Here is a 24,557-nt window from a genome sequence, read left to right as displayed (position 1 = left end):
CCGCGCAACGGTTGATGACGCAGCGGCCCGAATTGATGGAGCCTGCTATTTGGCAATGAAAGCCAGGATATCCTCGTTCAGAACATCGGCGTTGACCGTGAGCATTCCATGTGAGTACCCGGGATAGGTCTTCAACGTGCCATTCCTGAGCAGTTTGACCGCCTTTGAAGCTGATGCCGCAATCGGAACGACCTGGTCGTCCTCGCCGTGCATTACCAGTGTCGGAACGGTGATGGCCTTCAGATCTTCTGTCTGGTCGGTTTCCGAAAATGCCTTGATGCCGTCGTAATGTGCCTTGGCGCTACCCATCATACCTTGTCGCCACCAATTCTGGATCACGCCTTCATGGATTTTCGAACCCTCGCGATTGAACCCGTAGAACGGACCGGAGGGAACGTCTCTGAAGAACTGGGCACGGTTGCTGGCCAGCGCTGAACGGAAGCTGTCAAAGACCTCGATCGGTGTGCCCTCGGGATTGCTGCCGGTCTTCAGCATCAGCGGCGGAATGGCGGCAACTAGAACGGCCTTGGCAACACGACCGGCCGGTTCGCCGTGCCGCGCCACATATCGCGCGACTTCGCCGCCGCCGGTGGAATGGCCAACGTGAACTGCGCTCCGCAGGTCCAGGGCCTTGGCTACGGCAAAAGCGTCGGCTGCATAATGGTCGATGTTATGACCTTCGGCAACCTGCTCCGAGCGGCCGTGCCCGCGCCGGTCATGTGCGACTACGCGAAATCCCTTCGACAGGAAGAAAAGCATCTGCGCGTCCCAATCGTCGGACGATAGAGGCCATCCATGGTGAAACACGATTGGCTGGGCATCTTTCGGGCCCCAGTCCTTGTAAAAAATCTGTACACCGTCGTCTGTGGTCACGAAGCCCATGTTACGCTCTCCTTCTGATGATTTAATTGTGGCAGGTTCGTCGCCTCGCACGTGGCGCGGCCAAAATATTGAACTGGCAGCAACGGCTGCTGCAGAGGTCAGAGCCTCGCGGCGGCTGAGCGGCAGGTCCAGACTAAAATAGCGATGCATCGACTCGTCCCTTGGTCTGATTAAAAACAGGTGGCGTTGCAGAACAGCTTCGTCCTGTGGCCGTTGCGGCGTTGGCAAGAGCACTCGGACCTGCGGCTAGAGAATTGGGAGTTTGGTTCTTTCAAAACTTGCGTTTGCAGGCTTGCTGGAGCACCCGTTCAACTCGCGTTGAGACTTGATGGCATCTCAAGACGTGAACCGATAGGCCGCTTTCATGCAAAGCTGTGTCGCAAAAAGCGGAACACAAACGAGTTTGGCGCTCGCGGGCCTTATGTTTCGGCTTCGAGCCGCCTGACGGAAGACTGAAGAGGCTGCGTACGAAATTGCCGCTGCTCCAATGACCCCTCGGATAAGGCGGCTACCGGTCGCACCGCTGAAGGAGATGATCGCGGTGTAGAGTGGCGCCTGAAAGCTTAGAAGTGCCATTAGGGCAGGACATGGCGATGGAAGGTGGAAAGCCTGCCCTCCATCGCGTAGCTCACCAAAAAACCTGATAAGAGATACCGAATGCTGTTCACCCGCCTGGATTGTGTGCCGGCCTAAATGCTCAAATTTCCTTTTCTATTAGCGGAAACGACTGAGTTCACCGCCCAAGATCAGCCATCGGCGCGCTGCCGAACATGCTCTTGTACTCGCGGCTGAACTGCGACGGACTTTTGTAACCCACCTCATATGCCACGCGCGATACGCTGGTGCTTCCGCCGGTAAGGAGCTTGCGTGCCTCAAGCAAGCGGATATGACGCTGAAACGCGAGTGGGCTGAATCCCGTAACTTCCTTGAAATGTCTGTGAAAGCTTGTGACGCTCATATGAGATGACGCTGCCAGTTCAGGAATGTTGACAACCTCGCTGTGATTGACGGCGAGCCAATCGGCTGCTGCCTTGAGTTGCTGGAACCGGTCGTTCCGTTTGCCAACCTGTCGGAGGGTATCGCCCATCGAGCTTTGGAGAAGGCGATAATAAAGCTCGAACTCGTAGTGTGGTGCCAGCGCGCCAATATCCTCTGGCTCGTTCAGCAACCCAACTAGGCGAGTGAATGCATCGCCGACCGACCCGTCGAGATCGCCTGCGGCGACTGCGCACGTCCAGCGATCCTCGCGTTTGGGCATATCGAGCATGACGCGCATCAGGATGTCGGCATCAAGATGAAGACTGATGCCGACATAAGGCAGACCGGGTCTGGCCCCGGTCAATTGGTGGCTGTAGGGCAGGCCGAAGGACGAGACTGCACAGGTACCCGCTGTCAGCTCGAACCGATTGGCGCCCATGATCAAGACCTTTGTTCCGCGTAAGACAGCATAGAACATCGGTTCGAACACGGCCGGAGTAGGCGACGTCACCCTTGTACTGGTCCAAAGCGTCAGGCGCGGAACTGGCGTGGGAAGGCCGATGGTTCCTCCCTGTTCCGGGATAAACGGAGCGACATCCTTCAGCAGGTGTGTGGTCGGCATCACCAAGTTTAGCATCGTGTCAGTATGTCGTGATTTGGCAGGATCAGGCAAGTATCTGAGAAGATCGGGAATGCTGTCTGCATCGTTGCCGTCTATCTTACGGCTGAACGAAAGCCTGTCGGAGCAACCAGTGGCGAGGAATGGACCTCGAAATCGGTAATATGGTGACAGAGAAAGCAAAGGGTATGATTATGCATGAACTAGCTGGAAAGAATGCGCTCGTGACCGGTGGGTCGCGCGGCATCGGGGAGGCGATTGCAATTGCGTTGTCCGAGAAGGGTGCAAACGTCGCGATAACGTACGAGCGATCCGTAGACAGCGCGGAGCGACTTGTCCGGACTATCGAAGCGAAGGGGGGCAAGGCCATCGCGCTACAGGCCGACAGCGCGGATCCTTCGGCCATCCAGCGGTCAGTGGACGAAACCGTCCGTGCGCTGGGCGGTCTCGACATTCTCGTCAACAATGCGGCGATCGCGCGATATAACACGATCGCAGATTTCACAGTCGATGATATCGACGCACTGCTTGCCGTTAACGTACGCGGACCGGTTCTCGCTGCAAAGGCCGCAATTCCCCATCTCAAGAAAGGTGGGCGCATCATTACCATCGGATCGGCGGGCGCAGATCGCATCGCTGGTGTACCTGGCACGGTCTACTACATGACCAAAGGTGCGCTCCAGGCATTTAACCGCGGTCTCGCGCGCGAACTGGGGCCCCGAGACATAACGGTCAATCTCGTGCAGCCAGGATCGACAAACACGGAATCGAACCCGGAGACGGGCGAATTTGCAGACTACCAGCGTAGTCTGAGCGCACTCGGTCGCTTTAACCAGCCAGAGGATGTTGCAGCTGCAGTTGTTTTCTTGGCGACACCGGCCGCCCGGCAGATTACCGGCACCATCCTTACGGTGGACGGTGGCGCTCTCGCGTAGTCCTTGGTGACGGCTGTGGTTGCTCGACTGCAAACAGGCAACCTGCGTTCGCCCCTGGCGGACCAGTCGCATAAGTCGCGTTCCCATTTTCGCGACAGTGTTTTGCCGATGCCGCGACTATTCGTGCCAGCGCCGCAACGATACCAAACTCAATGAGAAGCGGGTCGGCCAAGCAAGGCCTATTGCCGGCCGCTGCAAAACAAGAGACCGGGGACGTGAGTGTATGGCTGAAGCGAGCTTGGGGCAGACGATTGGACCGGCGATTGTCCTGATGGGAGCGGCCGTGGTCGCGGTTCCCCTGTTTCGGCGGTTTGGCCTGGGCTCGGTTCTCGGATATTTCGCAGCCGGTGTGCTGGTTGGGCCGTCGGTGATCGGGCTGTTCACCGATGCCGCGTCGATATTGCATTTCTCCGAACTCGGCGTGGTGATGTTCCTTTTCATCATCGGATTGGAACTCAGACCCCACAAGCTTTGGGCCATGCGCGGCCAGATTTTCGGGCTCGGCCTCGTGCAGGTGGCGGCGGCGACAACCGCCCTGTCCTTGGCGGGTGTGCTGGTCTTCGGCCTGCCTGCCACGGTGGCCTTCGTCGCAGGCGCGGGTTTCGTGCTGTCGTCGACAGCCGTCATCATGTCGGTACTGCAGGATCGTGGTGAGATTTCCTACCCGGAGGGCCAGAAATCCGTATCCATCCTTCTCTTCGAAGACCTGATGATCGTGCCGCTTCTGGCAGTTGTCGCCTTTCTGTCACCACTCTCGCAGGGACAGTCGGGATGGGTGGATGTTCTCCTGGCGCTCGGCGCACTGCTCGTTCTTCTCGGCGTATCGAAATGGGGGCTGAACCCGTTCTTCGCCCTTCTGGCGCGGGCAAGGACCCGAGAGGTGATGACGGCCGGCGCGCTGCTGGTGGTGCTGGGGGCCGCTTTGCTGATGGCGGGTGCCGGGCTTTCCATGGCGATGGGCGCCTTCCTTGCCGGCGTGATGCTTTCGAGTTCGAGCTATCGGCACCAGATCGAAAGCGATATCGAGCCGTTTCGCGGCCTGCTGATGGGCCTGTTCTTCATGGCAGTCGGCATGTCGCTGGAGCTTGCCGTGGTGGCAGCCGAATGGCGGCTTCTGCTGGCCATGCTGGCCGCCTTCACCATCGCCAAGGGTGTGGCGGTCTATGCGGTTGCCCGCCTGTTCGGCGGCTCCAGCCACCAGGCCCTGCACCGTACCTCGATGTTCCTGCAGGGCGGCGAGTTCGCCTTTGTGCTCTATGCTGCCGCAACCGCTGGCGGGGTGATCGATCCGCGCGAGAATGCGTTGTTCACGACCGTTATCATATTCTCCATGGCGCTGACGCCGCTGCTGATGATCGCTGCGGATCGGCTGCTGCGCGGCGAAGCGTCGATGGAGGGTGTCGAGGCGGCGCGTGATCTCAGCGGAAGGGTGCTCGTCATCGGCTTCGGCCGTTTCGGCCAGATTGCCTCGCAACTGCTTCTGTCTAAGGGCGTCAACCTTTCCGTCATCGACATGAACCCCGACCGTATTCGGGACGCGGGGCGTTTCGGTTTCAAGGTGTTTTTCGGCGACGGCACGCGTCTCGACACGCTGCACCATTCCGGCGCCGGTTCGGCCGAGGCCTTGCTGATCTGCATCGACGATCCGAAGGCCGCCCTGCAGATCGCGGAACTGGCCAAACATGAATTCCCGCAGGCCAAGATTTTGGTGCGCAGCTATGATCGCGGCCATGCCGTGGACCTGATCCGCGCCGGCGTCGACTACCAGATCCGCGAAACCGTCGAATCCGCCTACAGGATGGGGGCGGAAGGCTTGCGCGCCCTGGGTTATGCCGAGCTTGACGTGGAGGAAGCGGCAGAGGACGTTCGTCGGCGGGACAATGAGCGGCTGTCCGAACAGGTGCAGGGAGACGCCATGTCCGGCATGGATCACCTGCATCTCGGACCCGTTCCCGAGCCGCTGAGCGGTGTGGCAGCGAAATAATGGAAGAGCGGGACGATGAACACGGTGAGGATTGCGATAGCAGGCTTCGGCAGCGTTGGACGGGCGACAGCAAGCCTGCTTCTGTCCCGACGGAGGCGTTATCGCGACGTCCACAGCGCAGATATTCGCCTGGTGGCCGTCTGTGGGTCCCGGTCCGGGGCAAAGAGCGCGGATGGACTGGAAGAGGTGCACCTCTCCACCTTGGAGGATGGGCTCTCCGGGCCAACTTTCATTGAGGAAAGCGGCGCTAATATCCTGATCGAGGCAGGCCCGAGTGACTTCCGCACCGGTGGCCCGGGGCTTGTCTATCTTCGTTCGTCGCTTTCGGGTGGGCGTGACACGATCGTGATATCGAAGGGCGCGCTGGTTCATAGCGGGCGGGAACTGCGGGCGCTTGCCAAAGGCTCCGGCGCGATGCTCAAGCTCAGCGGCGCCGCCGCGGCCGCGCTGCCGACGATCGATCTGGTCGAGTATAGTCTCAAAGGCTGCGAGGTGCTCGAAGTCGAGGGCATTCTGAATGCCACGACCAATTATCTGCTCGATGCAATGACGACACGTAGGATCGGCTTCGAGGAGGCATTGCGGGAGGTACAGCTTGGCGGCTTCGCCGAAGCTGATCCACGCAATGACACCGAGGGTTGGGACACTGCTTGCAAGCTGCTGATCCTCGCCAATTTCGGACTGGGTGCTGACCTCACGATGAGCGATCTGACCGTAGCGGGTATCCAGTCGGTCACCGCGGAACGGATCGAGGCGTGGCGCGGGCAGGGGCTTGTCCCGAAACTCGTTGGCCGCCTTTGGCGCGAAAACGGTGCGATCCGCGCCGAGGTCGGCATCCGGACCTATCCGCTTGCCGATCCTCTCGCGAATATCCGCGGCAAGGACAAGGCGATCCGCATCGTCACCGATGCGATGGGCGAGACGCTCGCGATTGGGGCTGGGAAAGAGCCGCTTGCGACGGCCGCCGCAGCCTTGAAAGATCTGGAACATATCCTGGCGGTAAGGATGGTCTGAAACCGGGCGATACAGCCACCGCGACCACTCAAGGCAAGAGGTCCCAACGGGAAAGGAACATCGCATGAAAGCTGCAGTCTATGACAACCCCGGTCCGCCGACAGTCTTGAGGTACGCAGATGTGCCCGATCCCGTCTGTGGGCCGCAGGACGTGCTAATTGCCGTCGAGGCGATTTCGATTGAGGGCGGCGACTTGATCAACCGGCGCTCGACACCGCAGCGATCCTCTTGGATCGTTGGTTATGCGGCTGCCGGGACCATTGTTGCGGTTGGCGAAAACGTGAGGGACCGAAGCGTTGGTCAAAGGGTGACGGCCTTCGACATGCAGGGATCGCATGCCGAACTATGGTCTGTGCCCGCCTCTCGCACATGGTTGATCCCGAATGACGTCGGCACTGTGCAAGCCGCGGCACTGCCGATCTCCTTCGGGACGGCCCGCCACTGTGTCATCACCAAGGGCCGGCTAAATGAAGGGGAGACGGTTCTGATCCAGGCGGCCGCGGGCGGTGTTGGTCTGGCGGCCATTCAGCTCGCGCGTCAAGCGGGGGCGACGGTTATAGCGGTTGCCAGTGGTCGCGAACGCCAAGCGCGTCTGACTGCGCTTGGCGCTTCGCATGTCATCGATCGACTTGAGCAGGATATTGTTGGGGAAGTCCGTCGGTTGACCGATGGCAGGGGAGTTGATCTCGTGATTGACCCCGTTGGATCGACCTTGCAAGCCTCCCTTTCCGCGCTTGCCGTCGAGGGACGTCTCGTCTTCGTCGGAAACGCTGGCGGTGGCGGTCTCGACGTCGATCTCTGGTCGCCCATGCAGAACAATCAGACGCTTCACGGCGTTTTCATGGGGTCGCTGTTCGAACGGCCTGCTGTGCATCGGACGGTTGATGAACTTCTGGAAGCCGTGGCGGAAGGACGAGTGGATGTCGTGATCGATCGGGTCTTCCCTCTGCGAGAGGCATCAAAGGCACATGAATATGCCGAAACGGCAAGGCCGTTGGGCCGCGTCGTGATGACACCCTGACGCGGAGGCGCCGAAAAACTGATCTGGCGGCAGGAAAGCCGCCGGAATGGAGCGGACCTCGTTGAGGAACAGTTGCCGCGAATGTCCATCGGCCGACGGGTTTTGATGAGACACGTTCATATCCGGCACTTGTTCTGTCGATCCCAAGCAGCAGCGCGAACGAGCAAAACTTCTTGGTTTCGCCGCGTTCAACCTTGTTCCTGAGCTTCTGATACAGTCTCTTCAGGTCATCATCGGAGGTCGCCACGGTGCCACCGGTCGATACGAGGCCGCCCACCGTGTGTTCGATCTCTCTCCGTTCAGCGGAAGGACTTTTGTCACCGAAGGCGCCGGCCATTACTGCATGTATTGCAAGCCGGTAAGCGATATCGTTAGTCGGTTCGTTGCCCCCCGCTGTCGAAACACTCGATCAGCATTTCGGTCAGAACGCGGACCTTTCTTGAGGGGTGCTGTCCCGGCGGGCGAACGACATAGATTCCGGCCGGTGGCGGCGGATGATTTTTCATGACTGTCACCAGCGCCCCGGAATCCCGATAATTCTGGGTGAGGCCATCGGGGAGCGCGGCGATACCCAAACCGGCCGCGGCAGCGACGACAAGAGCCGCCCCGTTGTCGGCCTTGAAACGGCCCTGCGGGCGAATGGTCAGGATCTTGTCGCCGTCCATCACCTGCCAGGTTTCCATGCCCTGCATCAGCGCCTGATGCGCCACAAGTTCCTCCGGCGTTTCCGGGGAGCCGTGAGCTTTGATATAGGCGGGGCTTGCGACGTAGTTTCCGTACAGGGGGCCAACGCGTCTCGCGATGAGATTGGAATCCTGAAGTGTGCCGACCCGGATCGCGCAATCAAACCCTTCCGCAATCAGGTCCACGAAACGGTCGCTATAGCTGGTCTGGATCTGCAGTTGCGGATGGCGCAATGCCATGTCCGCAAGGACAGATGCAAAGTGGGTGGGCCCGAACGACAGGGGCGCGGCAACTCTCAGGCGACCGCTCAGTTCGCCGGCGGGCAGGATTGTATCTTTGGCGATATCGATCTCGGCGCTGACCCTGGCCGCATAGTCCCGGAAAGTGGCGCCCGCTTCCGTCAGGGAAGCCCCACGTGTCGACCTTGCAAGCAACTGGACGCCAAGCTCGGCCTCAAGCCTTACGAGCCGTCGGCTCACCATTGACTTGGAGACGCCCAGCCGAAGCGCAGCAGACGTCACTCCGCCCGCATCCGCAACCTCGACAAACGTCCGCAGATCTTCGATGTCCATGCTGCGTTCCTCGTTCCGCGACACTGTTCGGCGCAAACGATGACTACCGCATCGAAATCGGGAATGACAAGGTTCTTTCGCAGACGGTGCTTCGGAGGGCGCTTTATCCCTCCGGCAACCTGTCCCAACCAACCGCGAACCTAGGAATTTATATATGACCTTCCGTAACGGCCTTGACTCACTTCTTCGTCCCGAAGACTCTGTTCTCGTCCTGATTGATCATCAGCCCTATCAGCTCGCAAACCTGAACAGTCACGATCCGCAGGCTGTGGTCAACAGCACGACCGCGTTGGCGAAGCTGGCAAAAGCCTTCGACGTTCCGACCATTCTTACCAGCGTGATCGCGGATCGAGGCGGACTTCTCTTCAAGCAGATCACCGATGTATTTCCGGACCAGAAGGTCATCGATCGTACCTGGGTAAACACCTGGCAGGATGAAAATGTTGTGAACGTCGTCAAGGCAACCGGCCGCAAGCAATTGATTATCGCCGGCCTGTGGACCGAGGTGTGTGTCGCAATGCCAGTCATCCAGGCAGCCGGCGAAGGCTGGGACGTGACTGTGATCACCGACGCGTCAGGCGGGATTTCGAAGGAGTCCCACGAAGTTGCCGTCCAGCGCATGATCGCTGCCGGCGCGAACCCGATGACCGTGATGGCACTCGCTGGAGAATGGCAACGCGATTGGGCGCGTACCGGGCATGTCGAGCAGTTGACCGAGATTCTCATCCAGCATTTTGCCGGCAGTGGTATTGCCTATCTTTGGGAACAGCAGCTCCTCAACACGCCCGTAAAGGCGGCCAGCAAAGCCGGTTTGTAAAAGTGCGACCGGGATGGCGGAATGTCGAATTGATATCACCGCCACGGCGTCATTCGAACCTCGCCATCCCCACTCCAGAACGCTCATGCCTGGCAGAACGGCGTCCCGGCGCCGTTTGCCGTCATGACGGCACTTATATGGCCGTCGAAACGAAATCGGCCCGGTAACCGTGGCGGCAGACAATTCACTCAATTCGCAGGGACCAGGCATGGAAATAGGTATCGATAGTTTTGCAGCGATCTTGCCGGATCCTAGAACGGGCAAGCTCCCATCGTCGACGGATCGCATGGCCGAGCTTATCGAGGAGGTCGCTGTCGCGGATCGCGTCGGCCTCGACGTCTTCGGTATCGGAGAACATCATCGTAGCGAGTTTCTCGATTCGGCCCCGGCTGTTATCCTGGCTGCGGCCGCGGCTCGCACCACTCGGATCCGGCTAGCAAGCGCAGTCACAGTCCTGAGTGCCGCCGATCCGGTGCGCGTCTTCCAGGAATTCGCAACCCTTGACCTGATTTCCAAAGGTCGCGCCGAACTTGTCGTCGGCCGGGGATCCTTCATCGAGGCCTATCCCCTGTTTGGCCTTGATACCCGGCATTATGACGAACTCTTTGCCGAAAAGCTCGACCTGTTTCTCAAGCTCGGAGAAACGACCAATATCGCCTGGGAAGGCCGCTTCCGTCCGCCACTCGAAGGGCAGGGGGTCTTTCCACGTCCGCATCAATCGCGGCTCCCCGTCTGGATCGGAGCAGGCGGTTCGCCGGAATCCTTCGCGCGGGCCGGCGCACTCGGGCTTCCCTTGACCGTGGCGATCATCGGCGGCAGCTTCGACCGCTTCCGCCCGCTTGTCGATCTCTATCGCGAAAGCGGTCAACGCGCCGGACATGATCGCGAGAAGCTGAAGGTGGGTGTTCATGCGATGGGTTTTGTCGCTGAAACCGATCTGGCGGCGAAGGATGCCTTTTTCCCCGGATGGGCGCATCTGACGACGAAGATCGGCCGTGAACGCGGTTGGTCGCCGCCCACGCGCCAGCAGTTTGAAGTGATGGCGGGGGCCGGCGGCGCATTTCTGGTGGGTGATCCGAAGACCGTTGCGGCCAAGATGCTGCAGGCCAGCGAAACGCTTGGCGACCTTTCCCGCATCACATTCCAGATGAGTACCGCGTCGCTCGAAACGGAAGCGATGAAACGGTCGATTGAACTTCTGGGGACCGAGGTCGCTCCGATCGTCAGAGCGGCACGATAGGAGCCCTGCCAATCGTCATGACGGAGGAACGCGAGATGGACATCGAAGATCTGCGGATATTCGTGGAGGTCGCCGACTCGGGAGGGATCACGTCGGCTGCGCGACGACTGGGCGTTTCGAAGTCGATGGTCAGTCGTGGCCTAACCAGAATCGAAGCTGCGCTTGGGATCCAGCTGCTTGCACGAACGACACGGGGAGCCGGCCTGACGGAGGCTGGCGCCCTGTTTCGCGACCACGCGGCAAAAGTCTGTGCTGAAATCGACGTCGCGCGCGAGGCGGTCCTGCCGGAAGGTGATCTTCGTGGACGGTTCCGCGTAGCAGTTCCGCTCACATCGGGTCCGGTCCATTTCGCTCCGGTTCTTGCTAAAATGGCGCGCCAGCATCCCCAGCTTCAAATCCATGCCGACTATAGCGACCGGTTTGCTGACCTCATCGTTGACGGGTTTGATTGTGCGATCCGTGTCGGCTCACTTCGCGATTCAAACCTGATCGCAAAACGGGTCGGCCAGATCTATGGTAAGCTGGTGGCGAGCCCGGACTATATCAAATTGCATGGCGCGCCCGAGACGCCGGAAGACATCGCGTCCCACCAGGCTCTGGTTGGTGCGGAGACGTGGCGATTCATGGACGGCGACAAGATCGTCACTGTGCAGCCGCAAGGCCGCTTCAGGACTGACAATGGCATGGCGCTTGCGACTGCTGCTGCTGAAGGGCTGGGTATCGCCTGGCTCCCCGATTGCGTCACCCAAGAATATCTCGTGTCAGGGGCGCTCGTTCCAGTCATGACCCACTTTCCGTTACCCCTCGGCGGAGTCTATGTCGTGCGGCCTCCCAGCCCGCATCCGTCCCGAAAGGTACGGGTTCTCTCCGAGTTCCTGATCAAATCCTTTGAGAATGACACGCATTGTTGGGACGTCGAGATGTGATGGGGCGACAGCGTGTTGCGCCTTCGGCGACACAGCGTAGCGCTATCCGCAGCTAGTCGCCGTCGCTTTCTATTTTTAGTGTCGGGTTTGGTGGGCCGGCTCGTAAAAGAGTAAGCGCGCGGGTCCATTTTATAGAGCAAAGAGGAGAACGCGCATGAGTTGGAATCCCTCCTTGGCACCAGCTTGTCCTGATGGGATCGGTCTGGATGCGATTGACACCCTCATCATTCCCCGTTCGCGCGACCTCGGCGGCTTTGAAGTTCGACGCGCCCTGCCTGCGCCGAATCGTCAAATGGTGGGGCCATTCATCTTCTTCGATCAGGTCGGGCCTGCTGAACTCCTGACTGGACAGGGCATTGATGTGCGGCCGCATCCGCATATTGGCCTTGGCACCGTCACCTATCTCTATCGCGGCGAATTCCATCACCGTGACAGCACAGGAGCCGATCAGATCATTCGACCTGGAGCCCTGAACTGGATGGTTGCGGGCCGGGGTGTCACGCATTCCGAGCGCACTACACCTGAAGGCCGCAGCGGGCCGCAAAGCTTGCTAGGAATCCAGACTTGGGTTGCGCTTCCTGATAGCCACGAAGACATGGCGCCGATGTTCGAACATTATGAAACACAGGCGCTCCCGATAATTGAGGATCGCGGCGTGACGGTCCGGCTTATTTTGGGAAACGCCTATGGCGCGGTAGCTCCTGCGAGGATGTTTTCCGAGACCTTTTATGCCGATGTCACGCTCGAAGCAGGTGCACGTCTGCCCCTGCCGGACGATCACGAGGACCGCGGGCTCTATATCGTGGAAGGTTCAATTTCGATTGCTGGCCAGGACTTTGAAGCGCCGCAGATGATGGTGTTCCGCCCCGGTGACAGGATCACAGTCACCGCAGGCGGTCAGGGTGCAAGGCTGATGGCGCTTGGCGGCGCAACGTTTTCAGGACCACGCTACATCTGGTGGAACTTCGTCGCCTCCTCGAAGGAACGCATCGAAGAAGCTAAAGCCGAATGGCGTGCAGGAAACTGGGGGGAGGGGCGTTTCGATCTTCCAGCCGACGACAGGGATGAGCACATTCCCTTGCCCGATTGATTTTCTGCGGGCCGACTTCAACGAGAAGATCACCGCTGGATGGGCGATTGGCACAATGAACACAGACTTGCTGATGGAGGACATGTGATGAGCGAAGAGGTTGAGCGGGAAGATGGCGCATCCAAGGGACGCTACCGGATCGTCGTCGATGGGCACGAAGCCGAGATGACATACAGTCGTGCGGGGCAAAAGCTGATCATCATCGATCACACTGATGTTCCTGCTGCGTTGCGTGGCCGGAAAACTGGCGAGCAATTGGTCCGCCGGGCTGTTGAGGATGCCAGACGGGACGGCATCGCGATCATCCCGCTTTGCCCATTCGCCAAAGCGCAGATCGAGCGCCACGCGGAATGGCAGGATGTTTTAAGAAAGTGAAAAATTCAACCGAACAATGAGCCAGAGCCGGTGGCGAGCTTTTCAAGCTGCTTGCAGAGAGATGAACAATGGCCGAAAACACACCTGATCGAACTTTGGCAGACCGCCAGATCGCCGAGGTCATCAGTCGCACTGACAAGACGCTTGCTGTCGCGGTCTCCTGTGCTCTGGACGAGGCAACCAAACGGGCGCTCGAGGAAATGCGAGCGATCGGCCACGAAGATGCTGCGCCAGCATTGCAATACTTTGCGGCAGTCGTTCATCAGAGAATGTATTGCCTCATGTGTGGTGCAGACCCGGATACCTTCGAAGGCGGAAACCCTAAGATCGCCTATCACGTTATCCGTAACGCCCAGAACATCGCCAGGCACTATTGGTCCGCAGACATTGAGCCTTACCCGGAAAAATAGCGATGGGTTGTGCATCGATAGTGAGGGCGGCGTTATCATGCGTCGGTTGCACCTTTCGTCGCCAACGCCTCTTCGATGTAATCGGTACTCCATGGCGTAGGGAAGCAATGACCCGCGCTTGCCATCTCGAACCGCGGCGACCGGTTTTTCCCGCCGCTGGATTCGACCGGGGCAACTGTTCGCAATACATCGCACTTTAGACTTTGCTACGGCAAGCTCATCAACCGTACTTGCCGAGGCTCGGTACACCGTCATTGATGGTCGCGGCCCCAAAGCGTTCTGCGAGCAACTCAGTGAGGGTCCTCACCTTGCGCGAAGGATGCTGGCCGGGCGGCCTTACGACAAAGATGCCGGCTGCCGGAATAGGATAACGCGTCATGATGGGGACAAGTGCACCTGAGGAAATATGGTCCTCAACAAGGGGTTCTGGAAGATAGGAGATCCCGACACCATCCAGGGCGGCAGAGACCAACGAAACCCCGTTGTCAGCTATGAAACGTCCCTGCGGAAGCAATGTGACAATCTTGTCGCCATCCTTGAACTGCCACCTCTCGTCGCCTCGCATTGCGACTTGATGATTGACGATTTCATCTGGCGATACGGGAGCGCCGTGGGCCTCGATGTATTCAGGACTTGCGACCAGGATGCCGCAGACCGATCCGACACGCCTTGCGAGGAGTGCAGAATCCTGAAGGTAGCCGACCCGGATAGCGCAGTCAAAACCCTCTCCGACAAGATCGACGAAACGATCAGTGTAGGAAGAAAAGATTTTCAGCTGCGGATGTCTTAGCGCCATTTGGGAAAGGACGGGAGCAAAATGCGTCGGCCCAAAAGACAGCGGTGCAGCGACGCGCAATCGGCCGCGGAGATCTTCAGAGTGGAGAATAGCCTCTCTCGCAATATCAAACTCGCTGCAGATTTTGGCAGCGTGCTCGCGAAACGTCGCGCCGGCTTCGGTCAGGGATGCGCCGCGAGTCGTGCGCGCCAGCAACTGGACGCCGAGATGGTTTTCAAGCCTGGCAAGCCGCCGGCTGACGAGCGATTTGGAAACGCCAAGTCGGCGCGCTGCCTGTGTGACGCCAGAGGCATCAGCAACCTCCACGAAAGTGCGCAGTTCCTCGATGTCCATTAGTGTTTCCTATTCCGCGACATGGTGTGTCACTTTGATGGCCTACCGTAGCCGAAATTGCAATGGCATTCTCTACTTCGACATGGTTGCCACGGCGCCGTTTGACGAGGCGCCTGCAACGACGGATGGGAAGCGATGACGTTTCGCGACAGCTTTAACGCACGTCAACCAGTCGCGACGTCCGTAAGGAGCGGGCTTCCGCATCTGCGCAATTAGAGAAGCAGTCGATCGAGGGGAAAATGATCAGGAAAATATGCATCGCGTTTGTGACAAGTCTATCTTTCTCGGTGGTTCAGGCACAAACGACGCAGGAGCAGCCCGGCGCCGATTTGATCGTTTTCAATGCAAAGATCTTCACCGGCAACCGTGCTCAGCCCGAAGCTTCGGCTTTGGCAGTCAAGCAAGGGCGCATTTATTCCGTCGGTTCTGATGCGGATATTCTCGACCTCAAGGTTTCACGTACCGAGATTGTCGATGCGCGCAGCCGCAGGCTGATACCCGGCATCATCGACGCCCACATCCACGTTCTCAATGATCTGGCTTACACGTACAATGTTCGATGGGACGGCGTGCCGACGCTGCGCAAGGCGTTGACGATGCTGAGCGAGCAGGCCCAACGCACCCCACAGGGGCAATGGGTCAAGGTGATCGGGGGCTGGTCGCCCTACCAGTTTGAGGAGAACCGCTTTCCCACACTGGACGAATTGCACGCCGCCGTGCCTGACCGGCCCATGATCGTGCAATATGCCTACAACCAAGCCTTCCTGAACAGGCAGGCGATGGAAGCGCTTGGCGTCGGAACCGATCGGTTCCCGAAGATACCGGACGTCGAATTCGAAAAGGACGGCGGCGGCAATCTCACCGGTGCGGTCCACGGCTATACCTGGTTGTTTCTCGCCCTTGAGGCCATGGTGCCGCAGGCCACGTTCGACGAACAAGTGAGTTCGTTGATCTACAGCATTCACGGTCTCAACCGCTTTGGCGTGACCTCGATCATCGATAACGGTGGCAGGTTTCCTTACCCGGAGGCACAGGCAAGGGTCGACGTGCTTGCGCGGGATAGCCGCCTCAACGTGCGTATGCCCTTTGTGGACCTGCAACTCGGCGACGGTGGGCCGATAAACATGGTGGACCTGGAAATCGAGGCAATCACCAAAACGGCGCCGATAAGTCCGGGACAAAACCTGCATCCAAACCTGGCACATGGCCACGAATATCGGGGTGCCGGGGAGGTCTTAAGCGGGGAAGTGCATGATCATGAGAATTTCGACCGCCCGGCGGTCATTATCGAGCCTGAGAGGATGCGGCGTTTCGTCGAGCAGGATGTGATGAAGCTCGTCCAGCGGCGTGTCCCGTTCCGCATGCACATCAGCTATAACGAGAACATCTCCCCGTTTCTCGACGGTCTGGAGAAGGTGAACCAGACGATCCCGCTCGATGGCCTGAAATGGAGCCTCGAACACGCCGAAACCATTAGTCCGGAGAACATCGCCCGGGTGAAGAAGCTGGGCGGCGGAATTGCCCTGGACGCCAAGATGGCGCTGCACGGCGATGGTTTCATAAAAACATATGGTCGCGAAAAGGCGTTGCAGACGCCGCGACTGGGCATGCTTGTGGATAGCGGTATTCCTCTGGCCATGACCACCGATGCCTTCAGGGCAGCGACGTACAATCCGTGGGTCGCTTTAAGCTGGATGGTGTCCGGGAAGTCGGTGTCCGGATCCGAGATTCTTGCCAGCGACAATCGCCTTTCCCGCGCGGAGGCACTGAAACTGTTCACCAGTGGCGCAGCGTGGTTCATGAACACGGAATCCGAAATGGGCCTCATCGCCCCCGGCAATCTCGCGGATTTCGCTGTTCTCGACAGGGATTACTTTTCGGTGCCGGAGGATCAGATCAAATCCGTTTCTTCCGTTCTGACCGTCATGGACGGCAGGGTCGTGTTTGGCGCGCAGGACTATAGCGGTCTGTCGCCGCAGCTGCCCTCAATTCTTCCGGATTGGTCGCCCGTGAAATACTTCGGCACCTACTATGGGGAAAAATGAACCCGGCGGAAGGTCTTCAGCGCTCTCCCTGAACAGTCATTGGACCAAGGTTTCGACGCCATGCCGAACCATTCCAAATCGACAGGGAATGCCCACCCCTCATCGAAATAAAGCGCGGCAAGGCGTCTGCCGTTGCATCAAGGAGAATATAAATTGCCTGACTTCAACCCACAGGTTCAGAGCACATCATCGCCCTTCGCCGATATGCGCGGACATCACGTTGCGATCCGAATTCCTGATCGGGACGTCGCCATAAAATGGTATCAGGACAAGCTCGACTGGCGTGTCATCCACATGTGGGCTCACGGTGATCAACAGCTCGCCTTTCTCGCGCCGCCAAATGACGATCGGTTCATGGTTGAACTGCTTGCCGGTGGCGACCCGAGCCCGCACCCACTACCGCCTTACAAGGACTTGGTCGATAGCTTGCGATACGCCGGCTACCACCATTTCTGCCTAACTGTCGCGGACATCCAAGCCGCTTTGGACGAGCTGCGTCGCCGCGACGTAAGGATTCTCACTGAACCGTTTCAGGTCGACGAGATCAGCCGCAAGATCGCTTTCTTCGCCGATCCTTTCGGGAACGTTATTGAATTGACCGAGGCCATTTAACCGCGCGGCGGAGCATAGCCCCCGCGGACGAGTCCGACAGATTGCACGCAAAAACACACCGGGCTACGGGTCCGACCTTCAGCCAGTCGATAGGCAACTGGGATGACCGCGCGCGCCATTCTTCACCTGGCCCTTCGCGGTTGGCCGCAATCCCCGTAAAAACTCAAATAGGACGTTCCCATGTGGCGAAAGCCGAAGAGTGTGCCGATGATCGGCAAAAAGAAAATTGCTTTGCCCCGCATATCATTAGCGTTTCGCCTTCAATCCGCTCGATATACGCAGGCACTCCTGCTTTCGCTTGCCGCCCTTGCCTTCGCTCAATGGGACTACCGGTCAGCCTTGGGGGCGGATGAATTACTCCTGGAGCAGAAGAGGCCGTCGATAAAAGCCGACAGGTCGCGGGAGGACTGGTCGCTTCTCGCAGATCCGAAGCTGCGGACTGAGCCGCTGGATCGTCTCAAATACATTCCGTTGTTTCCCTCGAATCCCGACAGCTATATCTCGTTCGGGCTTAATCTACGCGAGATCTTCGAAGTCAGTGATGCGCCGGCTTTCGGGACCGTGCCTGCGAACCCCAGAGATTCCTACTGGTTACAGCGCGCGCAGTTCAACATCGACGTTCACCTGAATGAAAACTGGCAATTGTTCACGCAGTTCGAGGATGTGCGTGCATTCGACAAGACGGTGGTCGGCCCTAACGACGCAAACCGAATTGACCTTCGGCAAGCATTCATCGGCTATACGCAGGAGACCGACGCCGGAACGTTCAGGGCAAGGGTCGGTCGCCAGGACTTCGCGTTTGACCTGGAGCGGTTCGTTTCGACGCGCGATGGGCCGAATGTCCGCCAGTCTTTCGATGCGATCTGGGCCGGATGGGAGACGAATGCATGGCGCTTCTATGGTCTTGTCAGCCAGCCTGTTCAGTATCGCGATGACGATCCTTTCGATGATCGATCGAGCGGCGACGCAATGTTCAGCGGTGCCCGCGTCGAGCGACAGCTTTCGCCGGATATTGAAGCCTCCGCCTATTACGCGATTTATCAGCGCAAGGACGCCATCTTTCTCACCGCGTCGGGTGAGGAGGACAGACATATCTTCAATATCCGGACGGCCGGCAAATATGCCGGTTTCGACTGGGATGCGGAAGCGATGGGACAGGTTGGCAAGGTCGGCTCCGCCGACATTCTAGCTTGGGCCGTGGGTGCGAGGACCGGCTACACCTTCGAGGACCTCACTTGGTCACCGCGGATCGGCTTGCAGTTCGATGTCGCATCGGGCGACCGCGATGCGGGAGACGGCACGCTCGGCACCTTCAATCCGCTGTTTCCGAACGGCTTCTATTTCTCGCTCGGTGGTCATACCGGATACGCCAACCTCGTCCACATCAAACCATCGGTCACCGTTCAGCCGACAGAAGACCTGACCCTGATGGCCGGGGTCGGACTGCTCTGGCGACAGACGACACAGGACGCCGTCTACACCCTGCCAAGCGTTCCCGTCGCTGGCACAGCGGGTAAGGGGCCAGCATGGACTGGAGCTTATCTGCAAGTCAAGGCCGACTACCGCTTCAATCCCAATCTCACGGGGTCACTGGAGGCTGTTCATTACCAGGTCGGATCGGCGCTCGAAGCTGTGGGCGGCCGCGATAGCAATTATTTCAGGGCAGAGCTGAAGCTGGTCTGGTAACAATGCCGACTATACGCAGCACTACGAAATAGGCCCATCCGGTTTTCGGCATCCAGAAGCCGAAAATGGGCTCGCATGGCGCTAATCTGCCACTTCTTCTGCGCCGCTCAAGGTGCCGGAAAAGAGGAAGGGCTTCATCGATCGCTTTAAGGACTGGCTCGGCCTTTGAGCGGCGTGGTGCAGAGTGCATATTCAACTCAGCCGCATCATCAAGGCATCGCCGGTGCGGTTGTCCAGTTGCTGCTGGATATGTTAGAGGCGGAAATAATTGCCGCCAATGCGGGAGCTATCTAGCTGAATTTACAAGTCACTGCGCGTTTAGGTCCGAGGCCTACACCTGGGACCATTGCGTGGGGTGGAAATAATTTCCGCTTAGCGCCTTCATCTCGGTCGTTGCGGCGGATAGCGTGACAACCCGAAAGCTGCCAATCATCGAGACTATTACCGATGGCCACTTCCCGCTATGATTGCGGACGGTGGGACTCTAGTGATCGATTCTCAAATGCGGAGTTCTTGGAGATGAAAAGTAGGTTTTTCCGGCTCCTCAGTGATATTTATCGCTTGGATCGGTGATAGTTAGGTTACTTATGGGCGAACGCATTGCAACACTAACAAATTGGCTGGGTGGCTGGTTCATTAGTTTCGGCGTCTTCTTGGAAGGTATTGGTCGACCCGCCGTCACAAAAGCAAAGTTTGTAAATCTTGCACCGACCGACCAAGCTGACAAGGATGGTGTATATTCCGAAGCTTTGCTCTTCGCCACGACAGACCCGAAGGTGAACAATATAGCGCTGACGGGGCCTTATGGTTCAGGAAAAAGCAGCATCATCCAATCGTTCCTGAAAAGATACCGAAGACCTCCACTTCACATATCTCTCGCGGCGTTCGTGAAAGAAGCCAGCCCGCCAAGCGACAAAGAAGCTAGCACCCCAAGTCTCAAAGTGAGCCGGCAGGAGATTGAAAGAAGCATACTACAGCAAATGCTGTACGGTGCAGATGCCAACAAACTTCCACTGTCGCGATTTAAACGAATTCAATCCCCGGGCATCTTGTCGATCTTCAAATCGCTGTACATCATGTTCGGCTTACTTTCGCTATGGTACGTATTCACAAAACGGGAACTGATAATCAGCGGCACCTTTTTCGATCCACTCGCATTCAGCAATTGGCCTAATTTCGGAGTCTTCGGGTTTTCGTTGCTTTTTTTGTGGGCTGCGCTGCACAAATTTTATGTCGCCAGCTTTGGGCTGTCACTCAAGAGCATCTCTCTAAAGGACATAGAAATAAGACCAGCATCAGACAATCTAGATTCAATACTTAACCGTCATTTGGATGAAATTATCTACTTCTTCCAATCAACAGATTATGATCTCGTAATAATTGAGGATCTAGATCGATTCGAAGATGCGGAAATATTCGTGACATTGCGTGAAATAAACAGCTTGGTGAATGCGAACGCGGGAGTCAGGCGAACTATTAGATTTCTTTACGCTCTGCGCGACGACGTATTTGTTAATACAGACCGGACCAAGTTCTTCGAATTCGTCATCCCTGTTATTCCTATCATAAATGCTTCTAACTCGATTGATATGGTGCTGGAGCAGGGAAAGAGGCTTGAACTCGACGGTCGTCTTGATCGACAGTTCCTTCGAGAGGTCTCACGGTATCTAAACGACCTGAGACTTATTCAGAATATCTTCAATGAATATGCTATCTACGTCGCCAATTTGGAGACCGACGACGAAAATACTCTCAATGCCAACAAGCTTCTTGCGATCCTGATATATAAGAACGTCTACCCTAGGGATTTCGAACAACTGCACCGGGGCGAAGGCAATCTCGCTGACATTCTGGGCCGCCACGATGAACTTGTTGCGCACGAGGAGGCGGCCTGTAAGGCAGAGATAGCGGAAATCGAACGAAAGATTGACGTTGCCGAAAGGCAGACACCTTCTGATCTAAAAGAATTGCGCCAAATCTACGCAATGACGCTCGTTCAGATGCTTCCTGCGAACGTCAATAGCATCAGCCTTGACGGGCAATCTTGGATCCCACTTCACTCGCTTGTTGAGCACGACGCGTTTGAACAGTTAATCGCAGTTCCGCATATTACCTACCGCGATGTCTATAATAACCGTCAGCGGATCGATATCTCCGCCTTGCAGAACGAGGTGGCTAGCCAGAAAACCTACATTCAGCGCAAAGTGGAAATCGAAAGCAAAACTGAGGCCAACAAGAGCGAGAGCTTGCAAAGGATTCGCGAGCTTAGAGCGAAGATCGCGACACTTCGAACAGCCAAATTCAATGAACTCGTGCGTTCAAGCGCCGACCGTGTGACTGATCTTTTCGACGGCTTCGGCGAGAAGGGCGAGTTGGCCCGCTTCTTGATTCTAGAAGGCCATCTCGACGATACGTATTATCAATATACGTCGCTGTTCCATTCTGGTCGGCTGTCACCCAATGACAACAAGTTCCTGATCCAGATACGGGCGTTCTTTACTCCCGCCCCCGACGTTCAGATTGACAACCCGAATGAGGTCATCGCAGCGATGCGCGAAACGGACTTCGGGCAAAGCTATGTTCTTAATGTCAAATTGGTTGACTGCCTTCTGAACGAGGCATCCCGCTACAGCGATCAGACTCGTAAGCTTTTCGAGTTCATCGCGTCCCATTTCGAAGGCTGCGAAGATTTCTTAGAGGCCTACTACGCCTCGGGACGCGCCGTCCCCAAGTTGCTTTCCCGCCTGGCTGACGAATGGAAGCAGTTCGTTCCGACGGCAATCGCCAGCAAGCGCAATCTCTCCCATATCACACAATTGGTAACCAACCTGCCGGAAAGGGCGCTAGAAACACTAGCACGCGATGGCGACGAGTTCCCTGATTTCGTCGCGGAGAAACTCCCTGAAATTCTGGCACTTGCACCTGACTTGGCACCCGAACGCCTCGAGCGCATTGGCTTCGAGGTTCGAGACCTTCCGGCAATAGGGAAGTTCACCGGCATCGTGCGCTTCATGGTAAGACGGGGCCTTTTTGAACTCTCGATTGCCAATGTGGAACACATCTATCGCGACGTTATAGGCGAGACCAATCTCACGGCGTTTCGCGAGCGCAATTACACTACGCTGCGTTCGCTCACAGATTCTGCCTTGATCACCAGGGTCGAACGCGATCTTGATATCTATCTTAGCGACGTGCTCCTTGAGCTTCACAATAATTCTGAGGAAGATGCGGCAGCCATAACCGATCTCCTAGGCCGGGAGGAACTTGACGAAGACAATCTTCGTGAATTTCTCGGTCGACAAACGGCTCTCCTGCTAACGCTGGAGGGTGTTCCGGAGAAATTCCACGCCATGGTGTTTGAGCTGGGACGTATCGCGCCGACATGGGAGAATTGTACCTCGTTCATGGGAGGCAGTGGCTTCACGGCGGAAATCCTGGTGGCCTATCTTGATCGGAAAGATGTGCGCGCGGTAATTCTGAAGCACAGTCTGCGTAACGATCCCGAGACACTGCCGCTACGCCAATTCCTTGTTAACGCGAATGCACTGAGCGATGACAGTTACCGGGAATATGTTCGAGCGTTACCCAATACGTTCAAGAATTTTCCCAAAAGCCTCGATTCTTCAAAGCTCACTACGCTCATAGAGCAGCGCAAGATCACCTTTTCAACGGAGACCCTCGAAAGCCTAGATGTCAATACAGACTTGCCGGTCCTTTTCGTGGCGGAAAACATCGAAGCTTATCTCACTGATCCCGACATGTTCGGTCTCGACGACGTCTTCCGGGAAGGGCTCCTTCAAGCCGACATAGCAGATGACCATAAGCGCGAGATAATCGACCTGATCGATTTGAATACGCTAACGGAACTGCCCAAACGAGCGGCACTCATAGGCCCGATTCTTGACCGCACCAACGTTCGTATATCCGGCATCGATGCCGCTAAAGCGCGGTCACTGATCCTGAATTCAAGGCCCGTTGAGACGCAGATTTCCCTGTTCAACAAGTTTAACTCGACTATGACGGTCGACGAAGCGCGCGAAGTGCTTGCGGCGCTTCCAGATCCGTTTTCTGAGATCACGACAGGATATCACACTCCAAGATTGCCAAGATCAGATGAAAATCGTGAATTGGTCCAATGGCTTGAGACTCGCGGAATCATCTCTTCGTGGAGCGAGGGAGGTGGTTGGTTCCTAGGTGATCAGATACGCGTAAATCTCAAAAGACGATGACAAAATGGTAGTTATACAGTCTTTTAGTAGACGGCAGGTTTCAATGAGATGCCATAAGATTGATGGTTCTGGAATTCTTGCCGGCGGCTAACTAGGTTGTTGGTTCTCCCAAAAGTCAGTTCACCAGACCCCAATTCCCTAAACCTGACAGACTCCTCTCGGCCCCTTTCCGGCGGTTAGATTACTGTGCACAATAACCGCCTCTGACTTAAACGGAAACTGTCAATGCGGGGCCGACTTGAGGCTGAGAATTTACAAGTCTCCATGCAGTCAGGCCCCCGCAACCACTCTACAGCACGCCATGCTATCCCGCAGTAGCCCAATACTACGATCCACTGCGCCACTGCACTGCGATCAAACGCTAAATCCCCGTCATAAAACACAAATTCCAAAACCCGCAGGTGCAAAGCGGTGGGCTGGCCGTAAGCGCTGATCATGCGCGTGTCCGATAGTGGCAGCAGGTCAAGGGCGTTTCTCTTGTAGGCCGGAAGCGCCAACGCCGACTGCATATCTTCCCGATGATGCCATAGACGCCCGTGCGAGAAGGAATGTCATACAACGAGTATTGTCTCGCGGCATAATGGCGGCGGTGCTGTAGGCGATCATCGCCCTCGATGCCTGGAACGAGCTGTCCGGGGCTTCAGCATGCCCCTTGGTTCGGTCGGCTGTTTTGCGCCTCGACCCTGCGTCAAGCCGGCATCGCGAGCGGGAGACGCGACTGCTCGCCATCGCCCATGGTTTCTTGGCAGCCGCCGAGACCGGAACGAAAGAACATGACGGGCTGGGGCTGGCTCGGCAGGTGATGGAACGGAAATTGGTGGGGAAGACGAACGTCTTCGAGATTGCCGGGACTGGTCGAGCTCGTCATGGCAAAGCCATTGGTGTCGGTCCGGATGATGGCGAAGACGCCCGATGTGACGCCGCAGGCGGTGCGGGGAAGCCCTGCAGCAGTCGCTGCTTGATGCTCTAGGCGAATGTTACACGCTCTTATTGCCCACAACCAGTCTAGAACTGGACTCTGCGTTGACTTATCAAGCATTCGCACCAGTCTTTTCGAGCAAGAGAGCTCGGAAGTCGACAGCGAACTGGCCCTTCGTTACGGTCTTGGTCAGATGTCCTTCCCATCTGCCGGTGTTGTTGTAGTGCGACCTCATCTTGTTCAGCAGCTGCTTGCCATCCGCCAGCCGTACCATTTCCGTCGATCGTCTAGCGACTGTTGATTGCCACTGAGAACTGACCCGGCGTGGCGTGATATTTCCATTGAGAATTGACCCATGTTCCAACCTTCCCTCGCATGTTTTCAGCGAGG

Annotated in this window: 20 protein-coding genes and 1 pseudogene; 15 read left to right on the top strand and 6 right to left on the bottom strand. The window is 57.3% G+C overall.

The window, feature by feature from the left end; translation table 11 throughout:
* Window positions 1-45 precede the first annotated feature (45 nt).
* The 3 genes from N434_RS24495 to N434_RS24485 all read right to left on the bottom strand — a co-directional run bounded on the left by N434_RS24495 (window position 46) and on the right by N434_RS24485 (window position 2,482).
* Window positions 46-882 carry an alpha/beta fold hydrolase gene (locus N434_RS24495; protein WP_110760670.1) on the bottom strand — a complete coding sequence of 279 codons (837 nt, stop codon included), beginning with the start codon at window positions 880-882 and terminating at the stop codon, window positions 46-48.
* Between the two features lie 336 nt (window positions 883-1,218).
* Complete coding sequence (locus N434_RS26250; protein WP_210206057.1) at window positions 1,219-1,458, bottom strand: L-alanine exporter AlaE; 240 nt, start codon at window positions 1,456-1,458, stop codon at window positions 1,219-1,221.
* A 157-nt stretch (window positions 1,459-1,615) separates the two neighbouring features.
* Entirely contained in the window at window positions 1,616-2,482 is an 867-nt protein-coding gene (locus tag N434_RS24485; RefSeq protein WP_286172397.1) for an AraC family transcriptional regulator, read from the bottom strand.
* Window positions 2,483-2,673: 191 nt separating this feature from the next.
* Here N434_RS24485 and N434_RS24480 point away from each other — a divergent pair, with 191 nt between their 5' ends.
* From N434_RS24480 to N434_RS24465, 4 genes are all read left to right on the top strand, one after another.
* Complete coding sequence (locus tag N434_RS24480) at window positions 2,674-3,414, top strand: SDR family NAD(P)-dependent oxidoreductase (RefSeq protein ID WP_110760684.1); 741 nt, start codon at window positions 2,674-2,676, stop codon at window positions 3,412-3,414.
* Window positions 3,415-3,637: 223 nt separating this feature from the next.
* Window positions 3,638-5,398, top strand: a complete 1,761-nt coding sequence (locus N434_RS24475; RefSeq protein WP_110760668.1) for a monovalent cation:proton antiporter-2 (CPA2) family protein — start codon at window positions 3,638-3,640, stop codon at window positions 5,396-5,398.
* 15 nt (window positions 5,399-5,413) lie between these two features.
* On the top strand, window positions 5,414-6,412 hold the full coding sequence (locus N434_RS24470; protein WP_110760667.1) for a homoserine dehydrogenase: 999 nt from the start codon (window positions 5,414-5,416) through the stop codon (window positions 6,410-6,412).
* Between the two features lie 64 nt (window positions 6,413-6,476).
* Window positions 6,477-7,433: a quinone oxidoreductase family protein gene (locus N434_RS24465; RefSeq protein ID WP_110760666.1), complete on the top strand. Its 957-nt coding sequence runs from the start codon at window positions 6,477-6,479 to the stop codon at window positions 7,431-7,433.
* 371 nt (window positions 7,434-7,804) lie between these two features.
* Here N434_RS24465 and N434_RS24460 read toward each other — a convergent pair whose 3' ends face one another.
* Window positions 7,805-8,689, bottom strand: a complete 885-nt coding sequence (locus tag N434_RS24460; RefSeq protein WP_110760683.1) for a LysR family transcriptional regulator — start codon at window positions 8,687-8,689, stop codon at window positions 7,805-7,807.
* A 154-nt stretch (window positions 8,690-8,843) separates the two neighbouring features.
* On the opposite strand from N434_RS24460, the gene N434_RS24455 reads away from it, so the two are divergent.
* The 6 genes from N434_RS24455 (at window position 8,844) to N434_RS24430 (ending at window position 13,547) form a co-directional block, all read left to right on the top strand.
* Window positions 8,844-9,506, top strand: a complete 663-nt coding sequence (locus N434_RS24455) for a hydrolase (protein ID WP_110760665.1) — start codon at window positions 8,844-8,846, stop codon at window positions 9,504-9,506.
* A 208-nt stretch (window positions 9,507-9,714) separates the two neighbouring features.
* Window positions 9,715-10,746 carry an Atu2307/SP_0267 family LLM class monooxygenase gene (locus tag N434_RS24450; protein WP_110760664.1) on the top strand — a complete coding sequence of 344 codons (1,032 nt, stop codon included), beginning with the start codon at window positions 9,715-9,717 and terminating at the stop codon, window positions 10,744-10,746.
* A 35-nt stretch (window positions 10,747-10,781) separates the two neighbouring features.
* Complete coding sequence (locus tag N434_RS24445) at window positions 10,782-11,672, top strand: LysR family transcriptional regulator (RefSeq protein ID WP_110760682.1); 891 nt, start codon at window positions 10,782-10,784, stop codon at window positions 11,670-11,672.
* Window positions 11,673-11,826: 154 nt separating this feature from the next.
* Window positions 11,827-12,762, top strand: a complete 936-nt coding sequence (locus N434_RS24440) for a pirin family protein (protein WP_110760663.1) — start codon at window positions 11,827-11,829, stop codon at window positions 12,760-12,762.
* 87 nt (window positions 12,763-12,849) lie between these two features.
* The gene (locus tag N434_RS24435; RefSeq protein ID WP_110760662.1) at window positions 12,850-13,137 is read left to right on the top strand and encodes a GNAT family N-acetyltransferase; all 288 of its coding nucleotides are present in this window, start codon (window positions 12,850-12,852) and stop codon (window positions 13,135-13,137) included.
* Between the two features lie 68 nt (window positions 13,138-13,205).
* The gene (locus N434_RS24430) at window positions 13,206-13,547 is read left to right on the top strand and encodes a hypothetical protein (RefSeq protein WP_110760661.1); all 342 of its coding nucleotides are present in this window, start codon (window positions 13,206-13,208) and stop codon (window positions 13,545-13,547) included.
* A gap of 220 nt (window positions 13,548-13,767) precedes the next feature.
* Here N434_RS24430 and N434_RS24425 read toward each other — a convergent pair whose 3' ends face one another.
* A complete protein-coding gene (locus N434_RS24425; protein WP_110760660.1) occupies window positions 13,768-14,676 on the bottom strand; it encodes a LysR family transcriptional regulator in 909 nt (302 codons plus the stop codon).
* A 239-nt stretch (window positions 14,677-14,915) separates the two neighbouring features.
* Here N434_RS24425 and N434_RS24420 point away from each other — a divergent pair, with 239 nt between their 5' ends.
* The 5 genes and pseudogenes from N434_RS24420 to N434_RS24395 form a co-directional block, all read left to right on the top strand.
* Window positions 14,916-16,721: an amidohydrolase gene (locus N434_RS24420; RefSeq protein WP_110760659.1), complete on the top strand. Its 1,806-nt coding sequence runs from the start codon at window positions 14,916-14,918 to the stop codon at window positions 16,719-16,721.
* A 153-nt stretch (window positions 16,722-16,874) separates the two neighbouring features.
* On the top strand, window positions 16,875-17,333 hold the full coding sequence (locus N434_RS24415; RefSeq protein ID WP_286172395.1) for a VOC family protein: 459 nt from the start codon (window positions 16,875-16,877) through the stop codon (window positions 17,331-17,333).
* A gap of 207 nt (window positions 17,334-17,540) precedes the next feature.
* On the top strand, window positions 17,541-19,019 hold the full coding sequence (locus N434_RS24410; protein WP_110760681.1) for an alginate export family protein: 1,479 nt from the start codon (window positions 17,541-17,543) through the stop codon (window positions 19,017-19,019).
* Between the two features lie 587 nt (window positions 19,020-19,606).
* Window positions 19,607-23,248, top strand: coding sequence for a YobI family P-loop NTPase (locus N434_RS24405; protein ID WP_110760657.1), 3,642 nt, complete (start codon window positions 19,607-19,609; stop codon window positions 23,246-23,248).
* A gap of 598 nt (window positions 23,249-23,846) precedes the next feature.
* Window positions 23,847-24,183 (top strand): annotated as a pseudogene (locus tag N434_RS24395) (DUF1612 domain-containing protein); the annotation flags it as partial.
* A gap of 96 nt (window positions 24,184-24,279) precedes the next feature.
* On the opposite strand, the gene N434_RS26005 reads toward N434_RS24395, so the two are convergent.
* Window positions 24,280-24,557, bottom strand: a 278-nt coding sequence (locus N434_RS26005; RefSeq protein ID WP_210206056.1) for a hypothetical protein, incomplete at its 5' end; no start/stop codon positions are given.

It is taken from the genome of Rhizobium sp. UGM030330-04 (assembly GCF_003208455.1).
Taxonomy (GTDB): domain Bacteria; phylum Pseudomonadota; class Alphaproteobacteria; order Rhizobiales; family Rhizobiaceae; genus Agrobacterium; species Agrobacterium rhizogenes_A.
The sequence above is the reverse complement of the archived record's forward strand: the minus strand, read 5'-3'. Positions and strand labels throughout refer to the sequence as shown.